General features: G+C 73.4%; 14 protein-coding genes and 1 pseudogene. 13 read left to right on the top strand and 2 right to left on the bottom strand.

Translation table 11 applies throughout. The features are described from left to right. Window positions 1-53: 53 nt before the first annotated feature. The 6 genes from MRBLMI12_RS06280 to MRBLMI12_RS06305 all read left to right on the top strand — a co-directional run bounded on the left by MRBLMI12_RS06280 (window position 54) and on the right by MRBLMI12_RS06305 (window position 8,708). On the top strand, window positions 54-2,477 hold the full coding sequence (locus MRBLMI12_RS06280; protein ID WP_363354861.1) for a beta-galactosidase: 2,424 nt from the start codon (window positions 54-56) through the stop codon (window positions 2,475-2,477). After that, window positions 2,474-3,778, top strand: a complete 1,305-nt coding sequence (locus tag MRBLMI12_RS06285) for a glycoside hydrolase family 27 protein (protein WP_363354863.1) — start codon at window positions 2,474-2,476, stop codon at window positions 3,776-3,778. The genes MRBLMI12_RS06280 and MRBLMI12_RS06285 overlap by 4 nt, the downstream gene beginning before the upstream one ends. Before the next feature lie 213 nt (window positions 3,779-3,991). Beyond that, on the top strand, window positions 3,992-5,194 hold the full coding sequence (locus tag MRBLMI12_RS06290) for a Gfo/Idh/MocA family protein (RefSeq protein ID WP_363354865.1): 1,203 nt from the start codon (window positions 3,992-3,994) through the stop codon (window positions 5,192-5,194). 14 nt (window positions 5,195-5,208) lie between these two features. After that, window positions 5,209-6,492 (top strand): dihydrodipicolinate synthase family protein, encoded by a 1,284-nt coding sequence (locus tag MRBLMI12_RS06295; protein WP_363354867.1) that lies wholly within the window; start codon window positions 5,209-5,211, stop codon window positions 6,490-6,492. A 127-nt stretch (window positions 6,493-6,619) separates the two neighbouring features. Continuing rightward, window positions 6,620-7,501 (top strand): sugar phosphate isomerase/epimerase family protein, encoded by an 882-nt coding sequence (locus tag MRBLMI12_RS06300; RefSeq protein ID WP_363354869.1) that lies wholly within the window; start codon window positions 6,620-6,622, stop codon window positions 7,499-7,501. Between the two features lie 10 nt (window positions 7,502-7,511). After that, window positions 7,512-8,708 carry a dienelactone hydrolase family protein gene (locus MRBLMI12_RS06305; protein ID WP_363354871.1) on the top strand — a complete coding sequence of 399 codons (1,197 nt, stop codon included), beginning with the start codon at window positions 7,512-7,514 and terminating at the stop codon, window positions 8,706-8,708. Window positions 8,709-9,194: 486 nt separating this feature from the next. Here the strand turns inward: MRBLMI12_RS06305 and MRBLMI12_RS06310 are convergent, their stop codons facing one another. Then, window positions 9,195-11,504, bottom strand: coding sequence for a beta-L-arabinofuranosidase domain-containing protein (locus MRBLMI12_RS06310; RefSeq protein ID WP_363354873.1), 2,310 nt, complete (start codon window positions 11,502-11,504; stop codon window positions 9,195-9,197). 105 nt (window positions 11,505-11,609) lie between these two features. On the opposite strand from MRBLMI12_RS06310, the gene MRBLMI12_RS06315 reads away from it, so the two are divergent. The 7 genes and pseudogenes from MRBLMI12_RS06315 (at window position 11,610) to MRBLMI12_RS06345 (ending at window position 19,991) form a co-directional block, all read left to right on the top strand. Beyond that, a complete protein-coding gene (locus tag MRBLMI12_RS06315) occupies window positions 11,610-12,644 on the top strand; it encodes a LacI family DNA-binding transcriptional regulator (protein WP_349425290.1) in 1,035 nt (344 codons plus the stop codon). Window positions 12,645-12,733: 89 nt separating this feature from the next. Next, window positions 12,734-13,744, top strand: coding sequence for a LacI family DNA-binding transcriptional regulator (locus MRBLMI12_RS06320; protein ID WP_363354875.1), 1,011 nt, complete (start codon window positions 12,734-12,736; stop codon window positions 13,742-13,744). A 93-nt stretch (window positions 13,745-13,837) separates the two neighbouring features. After that, entirely contained in the window at window positions 13,838-15,187 is a 1,350-nt protein-coding gene (locus MRBLMI12_RS06325) for a Gfo/Idh/MocA family protein (RefSeq protein ID WP_363354877.1), read from the top strand. Further along, window positions 15,184-16,071: pseudogene (locus MRBLMI12_RS06330) on the top strand (NAD-dependent epimerase/dehydratase family protein); the annotation flags it as partial. The gene MRBLMI12_RS06325 and the pseudogene MRBLMI12_RS06330, both read left to right, overlap by 4 nt. Window positions 16,072-16,496: 425 nt before the next feature. After that, window positions 16,497-17,396, top strand: a complete 900-nt coding sequence (locus MRBLMI12_RS06335; protein ID WP_363354879.1) for a 5-dehydro-4-deoxyglucarate dehydratase — start codon at window positions 16,497-16,499, stop codon at window positions 17,394-17,396. Beyond that, window positions 17,393-18,499 carry a mandelate racemase/muconate lactonizing enzyme family protein gene (locus MRBLMI12_RS06340; protein WP_363354881.1) on the top strand — a complete coding sequence of 369 codons (1,107 nt, stop codon included), beginning with the start codon at window positions 17,393-17,395 and terminating at the stop codon, window positions 18,497-18,499. The genes MRBLMI12_RS06335 and MRBLMI12_RS06340 overlap by 4 nt, the downstream gene beginning before the upstream one ends. A 28-nt stretch (window positions 18,500-18,527) precedes the next feature. Continuing rightward, window positions 18,528-19,991, top strand: a complete 1,464-nt coding sequence (locus MRBLMI12_RS06345; protein WP_363354883.1) for an aldehyde dehydrogenase (NADP(+)) — start codon at window positions 18,528-18,530, stop codon at window positions 19,989-19,991. Window positions 19,992-20,439: 448 nt separating this feature from the next. On the opposite strand, the gene MRBLMI12_RS06350 is transcribed toward MRBLMI12_RS06345, so the two are convergent. Next, entirely contained in the window at window positions 20,440-21,594 is a 1,155-nt protein-coding gene (locus tag MRBLMI12_RS06350; RefSeq protein ID WP_363354885.1) for a glycerate kinase, read from the bottom strand. Between the last annotated feature and the right edge of the window lie 48 nt (window positions 21,595-21,642).

Below are 21,642 nucleotides of genomic sequence, written 5' to 3' on the forward strand. Positions count from 1 at the left end.
CTCCTCGCATCTCCTCCCCTGATCCCCTCCTCCCCCGCCGATCGGAGACCTGGATGCTGCGCGTGGACGCGACCGGACCGCTGCGCGAAGAGCTTCGGCCTGCCATGGCGAACGCCGAGGACCGGCGCCCCGGGCTCACGCTCACCAGCCGCAGCCTGCTGCGGGGCGGGCGCCCGTGGCTGCCGGTCTCGGGCGAGCTGCACTACACGCGCGTCCCCCGGGAGCGGTGGACCGAGCGCCTGCGGCTCATGCGCTCGGGTGGCGTGTCGGTCGTCTCGACCTACGTGCCGTGGCTGCACCACGAGCCGGTGCGCGGCCAGGCGCGCTTCGACGGACGATTCGACGTCGGCGGGTTCGTGGACGCCGTGCGGGCCGAGGGCCTCGAGCTCGTGCTGCGGATCGGCCCGTGGGTGCACGGCGAGATGCGCAACGGCGGGCTGCCCGACTGGGTGCAGCACGCGCCGGTGCGCCATCGCACCGACGACCCGGCATACCTCGACCTCGTGCGGGAGTGGTTCGCGCGCATCGCGGATGCCCTCGACGGACGCTGCACACCCGAGAACGTGCTGGCGATCCAGCTGGACAACGAGCTCTACGACCAGCCCGGTCACCTCGCGACCCTGAAGCGGCTGGCTCGCGAGGCCGGCATGTCGGCGCCGCTGTGGACGGCGACCGCGTGGGGCGGCGCACAGCTTCCCGACCCCGAGGTGCTGCCGCTGTGGGGCGGCTACGGCGACGGGTTCTGGGTCGACCCGGGCGACGCGTGGGACCCCACCTTCCGGGCGCACTTCTTCTTCTCCGACTCGTGGGACGACCCGGGCATCGGCGCCGACGTGCGGGGCGCGGACGAGCGGGGCGCCGACGAGCAGGGCGCCGACGAGCGCGGCGCCGACGAGGCATCGACGAGCGGGGGCGCCGAGCTGTCGCCGTGGTTTCCCGCCGCCACCTGCGAGCTGGGCGGCGGCATGGCGACCGCGTACCACCGGCGGCCGCGACCCGGCGCCCGTGACATCGCCGCCGTCGCGCACGCCAAGCTCGGCAGCGGGTCGGCCTGGCAGGGGTACTACATGTACACCGGAGGCACGAACCCCGGGCCCGGTCTCGAAGAGACGCAGGCCACCGGCTACCCCAACGACATGACGCGGCTGAGCTACGACTTCCATGCGCCGATCGGCGAGTCCGGCCGCGCAGCGCCGAGCCATGCGGCGCTGCGCCTGCAGCACGCGTTCCTCGAGGCGTTCGGCGAGCGACTCGCCCCCGCGCCGTCGCATCTTCCCGACGTCCGCCCGACGGGGGTCGAGGATGCCGAGACCCTGCGCTGGGCGGTGCGCGCCGACGACGGCTCGGGGTTCCTGTTCATCGGGTGGCATCAGCCGCATGTGCCGCTGCCGACGTACCGCGGTGCGCGGTTCCGCGTCGAGACTCCCCGTGGCGTGGTCGAGCTGCCCAGCGCTCCGGTCGACATCCCGCCGGGGACGGTCGCCCGCTGGCCGCTCGGACTCGAGGTGGGCGGCGTCACGGTCGACTGGGCGACGGCGTCCGCACTCACCGTGCTCCCCGCCACCACGGCCGACGGCGCACCGACGCTGGTGCTGATCGAGGATGCCGGCATCCCCGTCGAGCTCGCACACGACGGTCTCACCCACCGCCTCGCACCGGCGGCGACGCCGCTGCGGATCCAGGAGCCGCACGGCGCCGCGCTCGACGTACTCGTCCTCGCGTCGGCCGACGCCGACCTGGTCTGGGTCGTCGACGCGGCCGCCGGCGGGCGGCGGCTGCTCGTGGGTGCCGACGGGGTGACATGGGATGCCGAGGGCCGCGTCGCGGTGCGGGCGAGCGGCTCCGAGCCCGACCTGCGCGAGTATGCGGGCGGCACCTGGCGCCACCTCGGGTGGGAGGACCCCGCCGCCACCGCGGCTCGGCGCTCGGCCGCCGACGGCACCCCGGCGGCGACGCCGGAACGCGACGCGCACCGGGGCGGCGCGGCATCCGTCCCCATCCGGCTCGTGCGGGCCGAGACCATGCCGTCCGGCGACTACGGCTCGCGCGACGGCCGGCAGGCCGCGCCTCACGATGCCGTGCTCGACGCCCACGCCGCGGTGTATCGCCTCGACGTGCCCGAGAAGTTCGACGACGACGCGGTGCTGCGGGTGCAGTGGGCCGGCGATGTCGCGCAGCTGCGCGTGGACGGCGTCACGACGACGGACCGGTTCTGGGACGGATCAGAGCTCGTCGCGAACCTGCGAGACATCGGCGCCGGGTCGGCGACCCGCGTCGAGCTGCGCGTGCTGCCGCTGCGCTCCGACAGCCGCGTGCACCTGCCGGCCGACGCCGCCGCGCGGCTGGCGGCCGCCGACCGCGCGCTGTGCGAGGTCAGCGCCGCCTGGATCGACCAGCGCACGCTGTGGACCGAGAAGACCCCGCACCGCGGAACCCCTGAGCATGTCGACGACGACAGGAAGACGAGAGAGCGATGACGCTGCACAAGACCGCCACGCCCCCGATGGGCTGGAACAGCTGGGACTCGTACGGCACCACCGTCACCGAGGCGGAGGTGCTCGCCAACGCCGAGTTCATGGCCGAGCACCTGCTGCCGCACGGCTGGGACACGATCGTGGTCGACATCGACTGGGCCGACCCGACGGCCCGATCGCACGGGTACAACGAGACGGCACCGCTGATCATCGACGGCACCGGCCGCCTGCAGCCCGACCCCGCACGGTTCCCGAGCTCGGCAGACGGAGCCGGCTTCGCGCCGCTCGCGGCACGCCTGCACGCGCTCGGACTGAAGCTCGGCATCCACGTGATGCGCGGCATCCCCCGCGTCGCCGTCGCCGCCGACGTCCCCATCGCCGGGACCGGGGCGACGGCGTCGCAGATCGCCGACGCGACGAACGTCTGCGAGTGGAACCCGCACTACCTCGGCCTCGACCACACGCATCCCGGCGCGCAGGCCTACTACGACTCGTGCGTCGCGCAGTACGCCGAGTGGGGCGTGGACTTCCTCAAGGCCGACGACATGCTGTGGCCGTACCAGGCGCCCGACATCGAGGCCTACTCGCGCGCCGTGCAGCGCGCCGACCGCGACATCGCGCTGTCGCTGTCGCCCGGCCGCGACCTGTCGGCCGCGAACCTGGAGCACCTGCGCGCGCACGCGACGATGTGGCGCATCTGCGACGACCTCTGGGACCGCTGGGAGGACGTCGAGGCCAACTTCGCCCGCTTGGCACGATGGGCGCCGCTGGCCGGCCCCGAAGGGTGGCCGGACGCCGACATGCTGCCGCTCGGCCGCATCGGGCTGCGTGCCGAGCGGGGCGAGCCCCGCGAGGGCGCGCTGACGCTGCCCGAGCGCCGCGCGCTCGTCACCCTGTGGGTGATGGCGCGCTCACCGCTCATGATCGGCGGCGACCTGCCCACCAGCGCAGCCGAGACGATCGCGCTGTTCACCAACGACGAGGTGCTCGAGATCCTGCGCGACTCGACCGGCAACCGCGAGCTCCTCCGCGAGCGCGACCTCGTCGTGTGGACCGCCGCGCGCGGCGACACGCGATGGACCGCCGTGTTCAACACGGCGGACGAGGCTCGGGAGGTGCCGTTCGACACGCGGTCTCTCGCGCTCGGCCCCGCGCCGACCCGCGTGGTGGACGTGTGGAGCGGTTCGGACGTCGCCGTCGAAGGCGTCCACGTGCAGTCGGATGCCGCGCGCGGCGTCGCGCCCGGCAGCTCGGTCGTGCGGCTCGCCCTGGAACCCCACGGCTGCGTGCTGCTGCGGGCGTGAACACCTCCGCTCGCCTGTCACGAATCGGGGCCATGCGCCACCATTCGTGACAGGCGAGTGGACCGACGGCTGGCCGCAGAGGGACGGGCATGCGCCGGAAAGCGCTTGCGCGGCATTCGATCGCATGGCACACTGTTGGAAAGCGTTTACCCGATATGCGGACAACCGCGCCGCCGGGTACCCACAAGCCTTCAGAGAAGAAAGCAGGACCCCGTGACCGACACGACTATCGCCCCGGCCCCGGCCGAGGCCTCCGCCCGCCCCGCCGTGCGTGAGATCGGCATCATCATGAACGGCGTCTCGGGCCGCATGGGGTACCGCCAGCACCTGGTGCGCTCGATCCTCGCGATCCGTGACCAGGGCGGCATCGAGCTCGCCGACGGCACGAAGGTGACCGTCAAGCCGCTCCTCGTCGGCCGCAGCGAGGCGAAGCTCGCCGACCTCGCCGCCCAGCACGGCATCGAGGACTACACCACCGACCTCGACGCGGCTCTCGCCGACCCGCGCTGGGAGATCTACGCCGACTTCCTCGTCACGAAGGCGCGCGCCTCGGCCCTCCGCAAGGCGATCGCCGCAGGCAAGACCATCTACACCGAGAAGCCCACGGCCGAGACGGTCGAGGAGGCGCTCGAGCTCGCGAAGCTCGCGCAGGAGGCCGGTGTGAAGACCGGCGTCGTGCACGACAAGCTCTACCTCCCCGGGCTGCAGAAGCTCAAGCGCCTCATCGACTCCGGCTTCTTCGGCCGCATCCTGTCGGTGCGCGGCGAGTTCGGTTACTGGGTGTTCGAGGGCGACTGGCAGCCCGCGCAGCGGCCCAGCTGGAACTACCGCGCCGAAGACGGCGGCGGCATCATCGTCGACATGTTCCCGCACTGGAACTACGTGCTCGAGAACCTGTTCGGCGACGTCAAGACCGTCTACGCGCAGGCCGCCGTGCACATCCAGGACCGCTGGGACGAGAAGGGCGAGCACTACACGGCGACCGCCGAAGACGCCGCGTACGGCATCTTCGAGCTCGAGGGCGACATCGTCGCGCAGATCAACTCGTCGTGGACCGTGCGCGTGAACCGCGACGAGCTCGTCGAGTTCCACGTCGACGGCACGCACGGCTCGGCCGTCGTGGGGCTGTTCGGCGCGAAGATCCAGCACCGCAACGCGACACCGAAGCCGGTCTGGAACCCCGACCTCGCCGACGACCACGACTACGACGCCGACTGGGCAGAGGTTCCCACCAACGACGTGTTCCAGAACGGCTTCCGCCAGCAGTGGGAGGAGTTCCTCGAGTCGTACGTGCTCGGCACACAGTACGAGTTCGACCTCCTCTCGGGCGCGCGGGGCGTGCTGCTCGCCGAGGCCGGCCTGCAGTCGAGCCGCGAGGGCCGCAAGGTCGAGCTGCCCGCCCTGTCGCTGGACTGAGCAGGGATCGCCGGATGCCGCAGCTCACACTCCTCTCACCCGACGGCGCCACTTCGACGGCCGAGCTGAACGAGTCCCCGGGCTACACCAAGCCCGGGGGCCCGCTCCGCAGCCGCGTCGCCTACGCCGCCGCGCACGTCGTGCCGCAGACCTGGGCCGACAACACCCCGGGCCGGCCGGCAGAGGTCGACTGGGACGCCACCCTCGACTTCCGCCGCGCCGTGTACTCGTGGGGCCTCGGCGTCGCCGATGCCATGGACACCGCCCAGCGGAACATGGGCCTCGACGCCGCCGCCACCCGTGACCTCATCGCCCGCTCGGCGCAGGTCGCCCGCGAAGAGGGCGGCTCGGTCGTGGTCGGCGTGAACACCGACCACGTCGAGGCCGAGCGCATCTCGATCGACGAGGTGATCGACGCCTACAAGGAGCAGCTCCACTTCACCGAGGAGCAGGGCGCGGGCCCGGTGCTCATGGCCTCGCGCCACCTCGCCCGCGTCGCCGAGTCGGCCGACGACTACCGCCGGGTCTACCGCGAGGTGCTCGCCTCCGCCACGACCCCGGTCGTGCTGCACTGGCTCGGCACCGCGTTCGACCCGTCGCTCGAGGGCTACTTCGGCTCGCCCGACTGGCGCGACGCCTCGGCGGTGCTGCTCGAGATCATCGAGGAGAACGTCGAGAAGATCGCTGGCGTCAAGATGAGCCTGCTGGATGCCGCCTCCGAGGTGTCGGTGCGCGAGCGCCTTCCCGAGGGCGTGCGCATGTTCACCGGCGACGACTTCAACTACGTCGGGCTGATCGGCGGGGACTCCATCCGGTCGTTGAGCGAGCGAGGAACGAGCCAGACGAAACGCGCCGAACCCATCGACGACGTCGGCTCGGGGCGTCTCGACTCGCAAGCTCGCTCAACGACCGGGGGAAAGCAGCACTCGGACGCGCTGCTCGGCGCCTTCGCGGCGATCACGCCGGTCGCCTCGGCCGCCATCCAGGCGCTCGACGCCGGCGACCCGGCGCGGTACCTCGAGATCCTCGGCCCGACCGAGGAGCTCAGCCGCCAGGTCTTCGCCGCGCCGACGTTCTACTACAAGACGGGCGTCGCCTTCCTGTCGTGGCTCAACGGCCACCAGCCGGCGTTCCAGATGGTGGGCGGCCTGCACTCGGCCAGGAGCCTCCCGCACCTGTCGCGCATCGTCGAGCTCGCGAACGCGTCGCTCGCCCTCGAGCGGCCCGAGCTCGCGGCCATCCGCTGGCACGGGATGCTGCGCCACAACGGCCTCGACGTGCCGGGGCTGATCACATGACGGCGCGTCAGCGCAGCGCGTCGGGTGCGGCATCCGTGTCCCGACGCTCTCCCCTCGTGTTCCGGACTTCATCGCTCGTTGGCGCGTCTCGCGATGAAGTCCGGGACATGCTCCAGGAAGGCCCCGCATGACCACGCCCGACCCCCGCCTGTCGATCAACCAGGCGACCATCAAGTACGCCGATCTCGCGACGGCGCTGCGCGTGACCGCCGAGGCGGGCGTCTCCGCGATCGGCCTGTGGCGCGAGCCGGTGCAGGAGGTCGGGCTCGCCACCGCGGCGTCCATGCTCACCGACTCGGGGCTGCGTTTCACGACGCACTGCCGGTCGGGCTTCTTCACGATGCCCGAGGGCCCTGCCCGCCGCGCGTCGATCGACGACAACCGCGTCGCGATCGAAGAGGCCGCGACGCTCGCCGCCGCCGGAGCTGAGGGCTCGACCGCGATCCTCGTGCTCGTCGCCGGCGGCCTGCCCGACGGATCGCGCGACCTGGTGGGCGCCCGCGAGCGGGTGCGTGATGCGATCGGCGAGCTGGTTCCGGATGCCGCCGCCGCCGGTGTGACTCTCGCGATCGAGCCGCTGCACCCGATGTACGCGTCGGACCGCTGCGTCGTCTCGACGCTCGGGCAGGCGCTCGACATCGCCGCGGACTTCGACCCGGCCGTCGTCGGTGCGACCGTCGACACGTTCCACATCTGGTGGGACCCCGACGTGCTGTCCGCCATCGCGCGCGCCGGCCGCGAGGGCCGCATCGCCACGTACCAGGTGTGCGACTGGAAGACGCCGCTCCCGGCCGACGTGCTGCTGGCCCGCCACTACCCGGGAGACGGTGTCATCGACTTCGCCTCGCTCACCGCCGCCGTCGAGGCGACCGGCTACGACCGCGACATCGAGGTCGAGATCTTCAACGAGGAGATCTGGGCCACCGACCCGCTCGTCGCCGTGCAGCGCACGGCCGCCGGGTTCGCGGCATCCGTCTCCCCGCATCTGCGCGCTCGCGTCGCGAGCTGAACGCACTTCGATGAGCACAGGAGCGCTCGCGGGGTACGCCGATTGGCCGGCGTTCCTCGCGGGCGCTCCGGCGTTCGTGCCCGTCGGTTTCGACGGACGCCGGAACGCCGGCGCCGGGAAGCCCGGCGCCTCGCCGACGAACGACACCGCTTCGCCAGGGAACGACGCCGCGACCGGCACGACCGCCGCCTCCCGCCCTGCCCTGGTCGAGGTGCTGGGTGTGCGCGCGGCAAGCGCCGCCGACCTGAAGATCGAGCGCGAATGGCTCGCCGACGGCGTGCGCGGCCGTGAGCTGAGCTGGTGGCTCGGCTTCGGCCCGCGCACGCGGGCATACCTGCTCGAACCCGCCGAGCATGACGGTGATCTCCCCGGCGTGCTCGCCCTGCACGCCCACGGCGGCGTGCGCTCGACCGGCGCCGAGCAGCTCGTCGACACGGGGCGGGCGCCGAGCCCCTCTGCGGCCCGCATGCGCGCCCGCTGCTACGCGGGACGCACTCCCGCCAACGACCTCGCCCGGGACGGCTTCGTGGTGCTGATACCCGATGCGTTCTCATGGGGCAGTCGCGCGTTCGACCTGTCTTCGCCGCCGGACGTGCTCGCGCGGCTCGGCGCCGCGCTCGACGCGCTGCACCGCGAGCGCGGCGAGACGCTCTCTGACGAGGAGCGGTTCGACGAGCTCTCGTCGCTGCACGAATACGGCCTCGCGAAGGCCGCCGGGGCGCTCGGCACCAGCTTCGCCGGAGCAGTCGCGACGGATGATCTGGCGGCGTTGGACGTCCTTGCAGGATGGCCGGGGGTCGATGCCGCACGCGTCGGCGCGATGGGGTTCTCGGGCGGCGGCGGACGCGCGCTGTTCGTGGCGGCGCTGGACGGCCGGGTCGCGGCATCCGTCGTCTCCGGCATGATGGCGACGTCCGCCTCGCTGGTTCCGGACTACCTCGACACCCATTCGTGGCTGCTGCACAGCCCGGGCCTGGCGAGCCGCTTCGACCTTCCCGACCTCGCCGCCCTCGGCCGCCGGCTGCTCGTGCAGTACGGCGAGCACGACGAGCTCTTCCCGCCGCAGGGGATGAGGGATGCCGACACCCGCCTGCGCGCCCTGCTCGGCCGCCGCTACACCGGCGTCTGGCACGACGCCGGCCACGAGTTCACCGCCGCGATGCAGGACGAGGCCCAGGCGTACCTCGCGCGGACGCTGCGCTCCTGACCCTCCGCCCGGCGTCGGGGCCGGCGCTTCGGGCTTCGGGCTTCGGCTTCGGGCTTCGGCTTCGGGCTTCGGGCTTCGGGCTTCGGGCTTCGGGCTTCGGTCCAGCCTTCCCAGCAACCCACTCCGGGAAGCCTCCGAGTCCCGGACCGCGCGGCCACGAGTCTCGGTCGTCTCCGGGGCCACGGATGCGGTCCAGGTTTCGCCGGAAACGCTCGCCCAAAACCCGCGATTCCCGGACCGCACGCAGCGACCTCCCGACGTCCCGGTGTGGCTGGGCGGTCCAGGTTTCGCCGGAAATGCTCGCCCAAACCCTGCAAGTCCCGGACCGCCCGCAGGGGTCATCGTCCTCGGTGTCCCCCGGTACCGGCGGCGGTCCAGGTTTCGCCGGAAACGCTCGCCCGAAACCTGCGAATCCCGGACTGCGGCTCGACCACCCGGCCTGGCGCGCGCCGACTCTCGCGTCTCCGCGGCAGCAGCAAGAGGGCGTCAGCGGTCCGAGGCCGCCGACAGGAGCCGCAGCTCACGCAGGCGCGGCGTGACCGAACCCGCCGACGACTCGATCCGCACGGCAAGCTCCACCGTGCCCGTCGCGGCGCCCAGCGGCACCTCGCGGGTCGCGTCGCCGGCCCCGGCGGGCACCGGTTCGTCGAGCACCACCTGGTCCGCCACCGACACCCGCAGGTGCGCATCCGCATCGCCGTCGAGCCACGAGACGCGCAGCGCGTCGGCCGTGCCGCTCCAGTCGCGCAGCGTGAGGGTGAGCGCGCCGCGCGTGCGGCGCCAGCGGGCGTCGCCCTGCACGCCGATCTCCTCGTCGGATGCCGCGAGCCCGTGGTCGGATTCCGGCTGCTGCTCGCCGAAGCCGACGACGTCGCGTGTGCGCGCCTCGAGACCCAGCGACGCGGCGTCGATCCGCTCGAGCTCGGAGCGGCGTGCTGCGACGGCGGCGGCATCCGTGCCGTGCGCGACCGGCCACGACACCGTGTAGCGCGCGTCGTGGATGCCGGCGAAAGGCTCCAGGTCGACCGCACCGCCGTCGGCGGTGGGCACGCGGACGTGCCCCGACACCTGGCGCACGGCGTGGTCGAGCGCATCGGCGGTCAGCACCGGGGTGTCGGCGAGCGCACGCAGCGGACCGACCGCGATGTGTCCCATCCGCGCGCCGGTGCCGCGGTAGGCGACGGCGTCGTCGGGCTGCCGCAGCGCCAGCACCTCCGGGCCGTCGACGATCCAGGCCCAGTCCGAGCCGTCCGCGGGGCGCTCGAACCGCAGCCGCCGCGGCAGCGCGAACCGCAGCATTGTGACACCGGCCCCGACGCCGACCCTCGCCCGCGTCCCGGGCGCCGCACGCCGGGGCTCGGCATCCGCCCCGCCCTCGATCTCGACGAGCGCCTCGCCGACGACCCAGTCCGGGACGAGCACCGCGAGGTTCGCCGCTCGCGGCGTGCGGACCTCGACGGTCGCGTGGACCACCGCGGGATCGGCGCGCTCATCGACGGCGACCGCGACCTCGACGTCGTCGAGGATCGCCCGCGACGGCACGAACGCGTTCACGCGCACCTCGCCCGGCGCCGCGGCGTAGACCAGTGCGCCGTGGCGCGACTGCGCCTCGAACCCCGAGCCCATGCAGCACCAGAAGCCCTCGGCGTCGGGTGAGTACACCCGGTAGTGCGCGGGGCGCTGCGGCGTGAAGTACACCAGCCCGCCGTGCTGCGGATGCTGCGCCGAGCGCAGATGGTTGGCCCGTGCCCGCTCGGCCCACAGCAAGTAGGCGTCGTCGCCGGTGAGCAGGTGCAGCTCGGCGGCGAGCTTGACCATGTTGTAGGTGTTGCAGGTCTCGGGGCCCTCGCGGGCGATGAACATGCTCGAGAAGTCCGACGGGAAGTGCTCGCGCACGCTGTCACCGCCGATCGCGGCGCTGCGGTGGCGTGCGACGCGGTCGAAGAAGACCCGCGCCGCTGCTCCCTCTCGCGCGGCGACGTCGGGCACGATCTCGGGCGCCACCTCCCGCGCCGCGCGCTCGATCGTCGCGAAGCCGACGGCCACCGGGATCTGCGTATTGGCGTGCAGTCCGTCGAGCTCGTCGCGGCCGGCGGCGAGCGGCTGGACGAGTCCGCGGCGTGCGAAGCGGCGCGCGAGGCGCAGGAACGCGGCATCCTGCAGCACGATCGCCAGCCGGGCGAACGCCTCGGTCATGCCGCCGAACTCGCACTCGAGGATCCGCTCGAACGTCTCGTCATCGAGGTCGGCGCTGACGCGCAGCCACCATGCCGCGAGTTCGGCGAGCGTCTCTCGCGCGAGCGGGTCCTCGGTCAGCTCGACCGCGTCGATGAGGCCGCCGAGGATCTTGTGCAGGTTGTACAGCGGTACCCAGCGCCCGTTGAGGTGGAACGCCCCGACGTCCACGCGCCCGGCGCGCAGCTCGTCCCAGAGCGCCTCGCCGCCGGGCACTCCTCCGACGTAGCCGCTGCCCGTCGCCAGCTGGCACTCCCGGATGCCGCGCACCAGCGTCCGTGCGAGGTCGGCGGCCGCGGCATCCCCCGCCGCGGCGAGGGTGCTCGCCGCCGAGAGCACATGGCCGGCGGTGTGTCCGTCGAGACCGTCGGACTCCCAGCCGCCGTAGGAGTCGGCGCGCGAGGGCAACCCCGCCTCGCGGCGGAACGGCGCCAGCAGGCGGTCGGGATCCAGTCGCTGCAGCGTCGCACTGACCGTGTGCTGCGCCGCCAGATCGGCGCCCGGCGCGAGGCGCACGTGAGCGGCCGGCGCGAAGGCCGCCGGGGCAGCCGTGCGGGACATGGCACTCCTTCGAGCCGGTGACGGTCGCTGCTTCGGAGCAGCAATGCAGGGAAACCGCTTCCCAATCTATCGTCCGAACCGGACACAGGGCCTAGACTCTGGCCTGTGAGCGACACCACGGCGCCTGCCCGAGGCGCAGCAACCCTGCACGACGTCGCGCGCGTGGCCGGCGTCTCGCTCGCCACCGCCTCGCGCGTGCTCAACGGTTCGACCCGCAAGGTCGCCGAGAGCTACCGCGAGCGGGTCGAAGCCGCGGCCGAACAGCTCGGCTACACGGCGAACCTGTCGGCGCAGGCCACCGCGCGCGGCACCTCCGCGATCGTCGCGCTCCTGGTCGCCGACATCGCCGACCCGTACTTCGGGCAGCTCGCCTCCGGCGTCGCGCGCGGCGCCGACGAGGCGGGACTCGTCGTCACCATCGCGATCACCGAGCGCGACCCGCAGCGCGAGGTGAAGCTGGTGCGCGCACTGCGCGGCCAGCGCCCGCGTGGCCTCATCCTCGCGGCATCCCGTGTCGAAGGACCGGACGCCGTCGGCCTCCAGGGCGAGCTCGACGCCTTCTCGAACATGGGCGGCCGGGTCGTCGTGGTCGGCCCCGGCGGCGGCTCCGCACGCTCGGTGGCCGTCGACAACCGCGGCGGCTCGGCGGCGCTCGGTGCCGAGCTCGCGGGCCTCGGCTATCGCGACGCGATCGTGGTCGCCGCCGCCGAGGGCATCCGCACCTCCGACGACCGGCTCGCCGGCTTCACCGAGGGGTTCACCTCGGCCGGCGGAGTGATCCGCGATGTGCGACGCGTCGGCTTCACCCGCGATGCCGGCTACGCGGCCGCATCCGACCTCCTCACCGGCGACGTGCCCGCCGGCACGCTGATCTTCGGCATCAGCGACGTGGTGGCGATCGGCATCATGTCGGCCGTCCGCGACGCCGGGCGCCAGGTCGGCGCCGACGTCGCGGTCGCCGGCTTCGACGACATCGCGACAGGACGCGACATCCGTCCGGGCCTGACGACGGTGCGCGTGCCCCTGGAGGATCTCGGCTACCAGGCCCTGCACGCCGCGACCGACCCGGAGTGGACCGCGGGCGAACCGCAGCTGCCGCTCGAGGTCATCGTGCGCGGCAGCACCCCGCCGCGCAGCTGAGGCGCCGGGTCGCGACGTGCACGGGCGCCCAGCCGGGTCGGGAAACGTTTCCGGGTAGGCTGAGCGCGCCGCGACCCAAGGAGACACGGATGCCTCGACCGCCCCGCGCCGACCGAGCCACGCGCGTCACGATCGCCGAGGTCGCCGCCCGCGCAGGAGTCTCGCTGTCGACCGTGTCACGTGCGCTGAACGGCAATCCCACGGTCGACCCGGTGCTCGCGGAGCGGGTGAAGGATGCCGCTGCCGCCCTCGACTACACCGCCAGCCCCGTCGCGCGCAGCCTCGTCCTCGGCCGCACGCAGACGGTGGCGGTCATCGTGCCCGATCTCGGCAACCCGACGTTCCAGGCGATCCTGCGGGGCCTCAGCCGCGCCGCCGGCACCGACGACTACCACGTGCTGGTGGCCGACTCGGCGGAGTCGGTCGAGGAGGAGCGCGTGCTCGCGGGCGCGACCCGCCGCCGCACGGACGGCGTCATCCTCTGCGCCCCGCGCCTGCCGCAGGACGAGCTCGACCGGCTGGTCGGCGGGCTGCGGCCGGTGGTGCTGATCAACCGCTCGTCGGGCGACGTCCCGTCGGTGCGCGCGGACTACGGCAGCGCCCTCGCGGCCGAGCTCGGCCACCTTCACGAGCTCGGACACCGTCGCATCGTCTTCCTTGCCGGCGCCCCCGGCAGCGTGGCCAACGCGGCGCGCCTCGAGGCGATCGCGGGGTTCGTCGCCGCGCACGCCGACACCGTGGTGACCGAGATCCCGTGCGGTGTCGACTTCGAGGCGGGCGCCGACGCCGGCGCCGCCGTGCTGGCGTCGGGCGCGACCGCGGCGCTGGCCTTCAACGACCTCGTCGCGATGGGGCTGTTGAGCGCGGTGCAGGCGAGCGGATGCCGTGTGCCCCAAGACCTCTCGATCGTCGGGTTCGACGACATCCCGTTCGCGCAGTACACGACCCCGCCGCTCACGACGGCCGCCGTGCCCGCGGCCGAGCTCGGCGCGCAGGCGTGGGCGCGCATGCGCGAGCTGCTCGAGGGCGACGAGCCGGGTGGTCCGCTCACGGTCCTGCCCGAGCTGACGGTGCGCGGCACGACCGGCCCCGCCGCCTGACCTGCACCCTCCGCTCCCCGGCCGGAACACGTGTTCCGAGCAACGGAGGGAGAACGGGTGGTAGCATGAGAAAACGTTTCCTGAAGGAGTGAGATGAGCCACCGCCGGTACGCCCTCGTGGGTGCGGGACACCGCGCCCAGATGTACGTCGACGCGATCATCGGGCGCTATCGCGGCGACGCCGTGCTGGTCGCGATCTGCGAGCCGAACCCGGTGCGCGCGCAGTACTACGTCGACCGCGTGGTCGAGGCCGGCCTCCCCGCGCCGGCCGTGTACGGCCCGGACGACCTCGAGACGATGGTCCGCACCGAGCGCGTCGAGCGCGTCGTGATCTGCGCCCGCGACGACCTGCACGCCCCGCTGATCGTCCGATCGCTGGATGCCGGAGCCGACGTCGTCGTCGAGAAGCCGCTGACCATCGACGGGCCGAGCGCCGCAGCCATCGAGGACGCGATCGACCGCACCGGCCGCGAGGTCGTCATCACGTTCAACTACCGCTACTCGCCGCGCAACTCGGCGCTGCGCCAGGTCATCCAGGACGGCGTCATCGGCGACGTCACGAGCGTGGACTTCTCGTGGGTGCTCGACACCAAGCACGGCGCCGACTACTTCCGTCGCTGGCACCGCGAGAAGGAGCACTCCGGCGGCCTGCTGGTGCACAAGGCCAGCCACCACTTCGACCTCGTCAACTGGTGGATCCGCTCGGCGCCGCGGCGCGTCTTCGCCTCGGGTGGGCTGCGCTTCTACGGCGCAGACAACGCGGCGGCCCGCGGCCTCGGTGACCGTCCCGCCCGCGGCACTCACGACGACGGCGACGCATTCGAGCTCGACCTGCGGGGCGATGAGCGACTCAAGGCGTTGTACCTCGACGCCGAGCAGCACGACGGGTACCTCCGCGACCGCGATGTGTTCGGCGAGGGCATCACCATCGAGGACAACCTCGCCCTCGTGGTCGACTACGCCTCGGGCGCGACCCTCAGCTACTCGCTCAATGCCCACTCGCCCTGGGAGGGCTACCGGGTCGCGGTCAACGGCACCCTCGGCCGCGCCGAGCTGGAGGTCATCGAGCGCGGCGCCGTCCTCGCCGACGAGGGCCTGCACCCGGTGATCGATCCCTCCGCGGTGGATGCCGGATCCTCCGGGTCGCTCCGCCCCGAGGGCGAGCGCCTCATCGTGCAGCGGCACTGGGAGGCAGCGTACGAGGTGCCGATCCACGCCGCCGGCGAAGGCGGCCACGGCGGCGGCGACGCGCTGCTGCTCGCCGACGTGTTCGAGGGCCCCGGAGACGACCCGCTCGCCCGCCCCGCCGACTGGCGCGACGGCGTCCGCTCCATCGCCGTCGGCATCGCCGGCAACCGCTCGCTCGAGACCGGGCTGCCCGTGCAGGTCGCCGATCTCGGCATCCGCTTCCTGGCCGCCGACGCCGCGGTCGCACGCGCATGACCCGCATCGCCGTCACCGGCGGCGCCGGCAGGCTCGGGCGCAGCCTCGTCGCCGGTCTCGCTGCGGCCGGCCACGAACTCGTGTCGCTGGACCGCGATATCTCGGACGCCGCCGAGCTGCAGGGCCTCGAGCAGATCGCGGTGGACCTGACCGACACGGATGCCGCCACCCGCGCGATCGTCGACGTCCGCGCCGAGGCGCTCATCCACCTGGCCGCGATCGCCGTGCCGTTCAGTGCGCCCGAAGAGGTCATCCTCCGCACCAACGCGACGATGGCTCTCACCGTGATGTCGGCCGGCGTCGCCGCCGGCATCCCGAAGATCGTGACGGCATCCAGCCCCACGGTCCTCGGCTACGGGGCGCCCAGGGGCTGGCTGCCCGACCGCTTCCCGCTCGACGAGGAGACGACCCCGCAGCCGTGGAACGCCTACGCGCTGTCGAAGCACCTCGCCGAGCAGACGATCGCGATGCTGGCACGCCAGACCGGCGACGCGACCCGCTTCGCCGCCTTCCGTCCGTGCTACGTCATCGCCCCGGAAGAGTGGCAGGGCGCGCTCACGCAGCAGGGCCACACGGTGGTCGAACGCCTCGCCGACCCGGCCCTCTCGGCCCCCGCGCTCTTCAACTACGTCGACGCCCGCGACGTAGCCACGTTCATCGACACCCTGCTGGTGGCCCTCCCCGAGATCCCGAACGCCGAGGTGTTCTTCGTCGGCGCCGACGACGCGCTCGCGCGGCGGCCCCTCGCCGAGCTGCTGCCGCAGTTCGTGCCGGGCACCGACGAGCTCGCGGCGGGACTGACCGGCACCTCGCCGGCGTTCTCCAACGCGAAGGCCCGCCGCGTGCTGGGCTGGCGCCCCGCGCACAGCTGGCGGGGCGAGCTGGGCGAGCCCCTGCCCGCCTCCGACGCGTTTCGTCTCGCTCGTTCCTCGCTCGCTCAACGACCGGATGAGAACGCCGACTCCCGGTCGTCGAGCGAGCTTGCGAGTCGAAACGCCCCGGATGAGAACGCCGACTCCCGGTCGTCGAGCGAGCTTGCGAGTCGAAACGCCCCGGACGCGGACTCCGCCTCCCGGTCGTCGAGCGAGCTCGCGAGTCGAAACGCCCCGGATGAGGACGCCGACTCCCGGTCGTTGAGCGAGCTTGCGAGTCGAAATGCCCCGGACCCGGACTCCGACTCCCGGTCGTCGAGCGAGCTCGCGAGTCGAAACGCCCCGGACCCGGACTCCGACTCCCGGTCGTCGAGCGAGCTTGCGAGTCGAAACGCCCCGGACCCGGACTCCGCCTCAACCCGAAAGGACGTGCTGGCGTGAACTTCGACGGCATCCTCTTCTTCCCCGTCACCCCGTTCGACGCCGCCGACCGCGTCGACGAGGATCGGCTCCGGCAGCACCTCGACACCACGCTCGCGCACGCCCCGGGCGGCGTCTTCCCGGCCTGTGGCACGGGCGAGTTCCACGCCCTGTCCACCGAGGAGGCGATCCGCGTCGTGCAGGTGGCGACCGAGACCGTCGCGGGCCGCGTGCCCGTCGTCGCCGGCACCGGCGGCCCCCTCGGCCACGCCAAGGCCCTCGCCCGCGCAGCCGCCGACGCCGGAGCCGACGCGCTGCTCGTCCTGCCGCCCTACCTCGTCGGCGGCCCGCAGGCCGGACTCGTCGCGTACGTCGAGGCGGTGGCGGCGGCATCCGATGTTCCCGTCGTGATCTACCACCGCGCCAACGCGCAGTTCTCGGTCGACTCGGTGCGCCGCCTCGCCCGCAACCCGCGGGTCGTCGGCTTCAAGGACGGTGTCGGCGACGTCGGCCTCGCGCAGCAGATCGTTCGTGCGGTGGCGGCCGAGGGGCGCGACGACTTCGCGTTCTTCAACGGCCTGCTCACCGCCGAGCTGACGCAGGGCGCCTACCGGGGCATCGGCATCCCGCTGTACTCGTCGGCGGCGTTCGCGATGATCCCGGAGGTGGCGAACGCGTACTACCGCGCGTACATCGACGGCGACGAGGCGCGACGCGCCGAACTGCTCGACGGGTTCTACTCGCCGCTCGTGGCCCTGCGCGACGAGACCCCGGGCTTCGGCGTCTCGCTCATCAAGACTGGGCTGCGCCTCGGCGGGCTTCCGGTCGGCTCGGTGCGTGCACCGCTCGTCGACCCCACCCCCGCGCAGGAGGCGCGTCTGGCAGAGATCCTCGAGGCGGGGCGAGCACTGCTGTGACGACGGCTCCCGAGTCGCCGACGATCGCCGCGTTCGACGCGCGGCTGGTCAGGGTGCCGCTCACGCGCCCCTGGGCTGCCGACGTCACGTCGGTCGGCGTGATCGCGACGCACGTCGTGCGGTCCGACGGCGCCGAAGGGTGGGGCTTCTCGTGGACGCCGCAGATCGGCGCCGAGGCGGTGCACGCACTCCTCGCGCACGACATCACGGCGTTCGCCGTCGGCCGGTCGGCCGACCCGGGCTCCGAGTGGCTGGCGCTCTGGCAGCACCTCCACGAGGCCGGTGGCGGCGGCATCACCACCATCGCGATGGCCGGCCTGAACCTCGCACTGTGGGATGCCGCGGTGAGGGATGCCGGCACGTCGCTGTCCGGCTTCCTCGGCGCCCAGCGCGAGAGCGTCCGGGCCTACGGCTCGGGCGTGAACCTCCACTACACCGAGGACGAGCTCGTCGCCCAGGTGCGGCGCTGGGTCGACGCCGGGTTCGACGCCGTCAAGGTCAAGGTCGGCAAGCCCGACGTGGCTGAGGACCTCGACCGCATGCGCGCCGTGCGCGAGGTGCTCGGCCCCGACCGCGCGCTCATGATCGACGCGAACCAGCGCTGGGAGCTCGACCGCGCGACGCGCTCGCTCGAGGTGCTCGCCGACGTCTCGCCGGCGTGGATCGAGGAGCCGCTGCGTGCCGACGACCTGTACGCCCACATCGAGCTCGCACAGCGCCTCGGCGCCTCGAGCGGCATCCCGATCGCCGTCGGCGAGAACCTGCACAACGTCTTCCGCTTCGACGACTTCCTCCGCACCGGCGCCGCCCAGATCGTTCAGCCGAACATCGTGCGGGTCGGCGGCATCACTCCGTTCCTCGGAATCGCGGGTATCGCCGCCGAGTACGGCGCCGCCGTGCACCCCCACCTGCTGCCCGAGCTGTCGGGCCAGCTCGCGCTGTGCCTGCGCGCGGTGCCCGGCGTTCCCGCGCCGATGGCCGAGGACGTCGAGGACGCCGGCTTCGGCGCGCTCGGCGCCCTCCTCGACGATTCGCCGGTCCGCATCTCGGAGGGCCTTCTCACCGAGGTCGACCACGCCGGTCTCGGCATCCGCTTCTCATGACCCCATTGCACGCTTCCGGAGGAGTCTCATGACCACCGCCATCACGACCACCAGCACCGTTGAGCTCGACGCCCTCGCCGCCGCCGCGGCCGCCGCCGCCCCCGTGTGGCGGGCGGCCGACGCCGCGACCCGGGCGACGTGGCTGCGCGCGGCCGCCGACGCGCTCGACGCGCACGCCGACGAGCTCGTCGAGATCGCCGACGCGGAGACGCGGCTCGGCGCCACGCGCCTGCGCGGCGAGGTCGGCCGCACCACCGGCCAGCTGCGCCTGTTCGCGACGGTCGTCGAGGAGGGCTCGTACCTCGAGCTCACCGTCGACGACGCCGACGCCTCGGCCACCCCGCCGCGGCCCGAGCTGCGCCGCATGCTCGTCGGGGTGGGGCCGGTCGCGGTGTTCTCGGCCTCGAACTTCCCCTTCGCGTTCTCGGTGGCGGGCGGCGACACCGCCTCGGCCCTCGCCGCAGGAAACCCCGTCATCGTGAAGGCGCACTCGGGCCACCCTCGCCTGTCGGAGCGCACGGCCGCGATCGTCGCCGCCGCGCTCGTCGACGCCGGCGCCCCCGAAGGATCCCTCGCGCTGGTCGAGGGCCGCGAAGCCGGCAACGCGCTCGTGCAGCATCCCGTCATCCAGGCCGCCGGCTTCACCGGCTCGCTCGGCGGCGGACGCGCCCTCTTCGACCTCGCGGCCGGACGGCCCGACCCGATCCCGTTCTACGGGGAGCTGGGCTCGGTCAACCCGGTCGTGATCACCTCCGCCGCGGTCGCCGCGCGCGGCGAGGCGCTCGCCCAGGGTCTCGTCGGATCGTTCACGCTCGGCGTGGGCCAGTTCTGCACCAAGCCCGGCGTCGTCTTCGTGCCCCAAGGCGCCGGCTTCGAGGACCTCGTCGCGGGCTTCGCGGCGAGCTCGAGCGGCGGACCGCTCCTGACCGACCGCATCACCGCCGCCTTCCCGTCGGGCATCGAGCACCTCGAAGCCGACCCGTCGGTGGCCGTCGTGGCGCACGGCCTGCCCGCGGAGCCCGGCTCGGCCCAGCCGGTGGTGCTGTCGACGGATGCCGCGGCCGTCGCCGCGCGCCCCGAGACGCTGCTGGAGGAGTGCTTCGGCCCGGTCACGCTGCTCGTGCGCTACTCGTCGGACGAGGAGCTGCACGCCGCGCTCGAAGCGGTGCCGGGATCGCTGACCGCGACGCTGCACTCCGAGCCGTCGGACGACGTCGCGGCCGTGCTCGAGGTGCTGACCCGCAAGGCCGGACGCGTGCTCTTCGCCGGGTGGCCGACCGGCGTGGCCGTCACCTGGTCGCAGCAGCACGGCGGTCCGTGGCCGGCGACGACCTCGCTGCACACCTCGGTGGGCGCGACGGCGATCCGCCGGTTCCTGCGGCCCGTGGTGTTCCAGGACGCTCCCGAGGCCCTGCTGCCCGAGGTGCTCCGCGACGCCAGCCTCGCGACGCTGCCGCACCGCCGCAACGGCGTACTCCACACCGGTCGCTGAGCCGGCCGGTCGCTGAGCCGGCCGGTCGCTGGGTCTGTCGAAGGGCGTCCAGCGGCGGCCCGGCGCCTCTGGATCCCCACGCGTTTCGTCTCGCTCGTTCCTCGCTCGCTCAACGACCGGAAGCAACGGAGCACGCCCAACCTCCGGCGGCCCGGCGCCTCTGGATCCCCACGCGTTTCGTCCCTCTCGTTCCTCGCTCGCTCAACGACCGGAGACAACGGAGCACGCACAGACTGCGGGCGCGATCTGGCGCGCGCGGCCAACGACCGGAATCCGGGAGTACCGGATCCCCCACGCGTTTCGTCCCGCTCGTTCCTCGCTCGCTCAACGACCGGAGACAACGGAGCATGCACAACCTCGGCCGCCCGACGGCTCGCTCGGCCACCGCGTGATTCCGGTCGTTGAGCGGAGGGCGCTCTGGCGCCCGCAGACGAAACGCCTCGAACCTTCACGACACCCGGGGATCGGCTGCGCCGTCAGCGCTCGGCGACCGCCGCGCGAGCTGCGCGCCCGCCTGCTCGAGCCAGCGCCCGGCGTCTGACATCGCCGCCGCACCCGAGCCGGCGAGCTCCGTAAGCGACGCCGTCGCGGCGAAGCCCGAGACATCGGCGTCCGCCGTGATCCGACCCGCGACCAGTCCGACCGGCACGCCCGCCGAGGTGCCGATCGCCGCCACGTGGGCCGGGACCTTGCCGGCGGCCGACTGACCGTCGTACGAGCCCTCGCCCGTGACGACGAACGACGCCTGGGCCACGGCATCGGCCAGTCCCACCAGGTCTGCCACCGCCGCCGAGCCGGGCACGAGCCGGGCGCCCCACGCCAGCAGGCCGAAACCGGTGCCGCCCGCTGCACCGGCGCCCGCGGCATCCGGATCCGCGTCGACCAGCGCCGCCAGGCGCGCGAGCCCCGCGTCCAGCGCGAGGACGTCATCCGGGTCCGCGCCCTTCTGCGGGCCGAAGACGGCAGCCGCGCCGCGCGTGCCGAGGAGCGGGTTGGTCACGTCGCTGAGCACCGTCACGCCTTCCGGCGGCAGCGGGACGAGGCCGGACAGGTCGGCCGCCGACACCGCGGCAACTCCCCGCGCACCGTCGACGATGGGTGCGCCCGCCGCATCCGTGAAGCGCGCCCCGAGCGCCGTGAGCATGCCCGTGCCGCCGTCGGTGGACGAGCTCGAGCCGATGCCGAGCACCAGCCGCGAGACGCCGTGCGCCAGCGCGGCGGCGATGGCCTCGCCGAAGCCCCGGGTGTGCGCGTCGAGCGGACGCAGCCGGGGCGGCGCCCCGAGCAGTTCGATGCCGCTCGTGTTCGCGAGCTCGACGACGGCGGTTCCGCGCGGGGCATCCGCCGTGGCGGGCAGCAGCACCCACGACGCCTCGACCGGCGTCCCCTCGGGGCCTGTCACCGTGACGGGCATGCGCCGGGCACCCGGCACCGCGGCCGCGAAGGCGTCGACGGTGCCCTCGCCGCCGTCGGCCATCGGCATCAGCCGGACGTCGTCGGACGGCCGCACCAGCGACCACCCGCCGGCGAGGGCCTCGGCCGCCGCGGCCGCGCCGATGGTGCCTTTGAACGAATCGGGGGCGATCACGACGGTGCGGGCCATGGCGTCATTCTCCTCGGGAGCGCACGGCGGCGCCGGTGATGGCGACAT

It is taken from the genome of Microbacterium sp. LMI12-1-1.1, assembly GCF_040676455.1.
GTDB lineage: Bacteria > Actinomycetota > Actinomycetes > Actinomycetales > Microbacteriaceae > Microbacterium.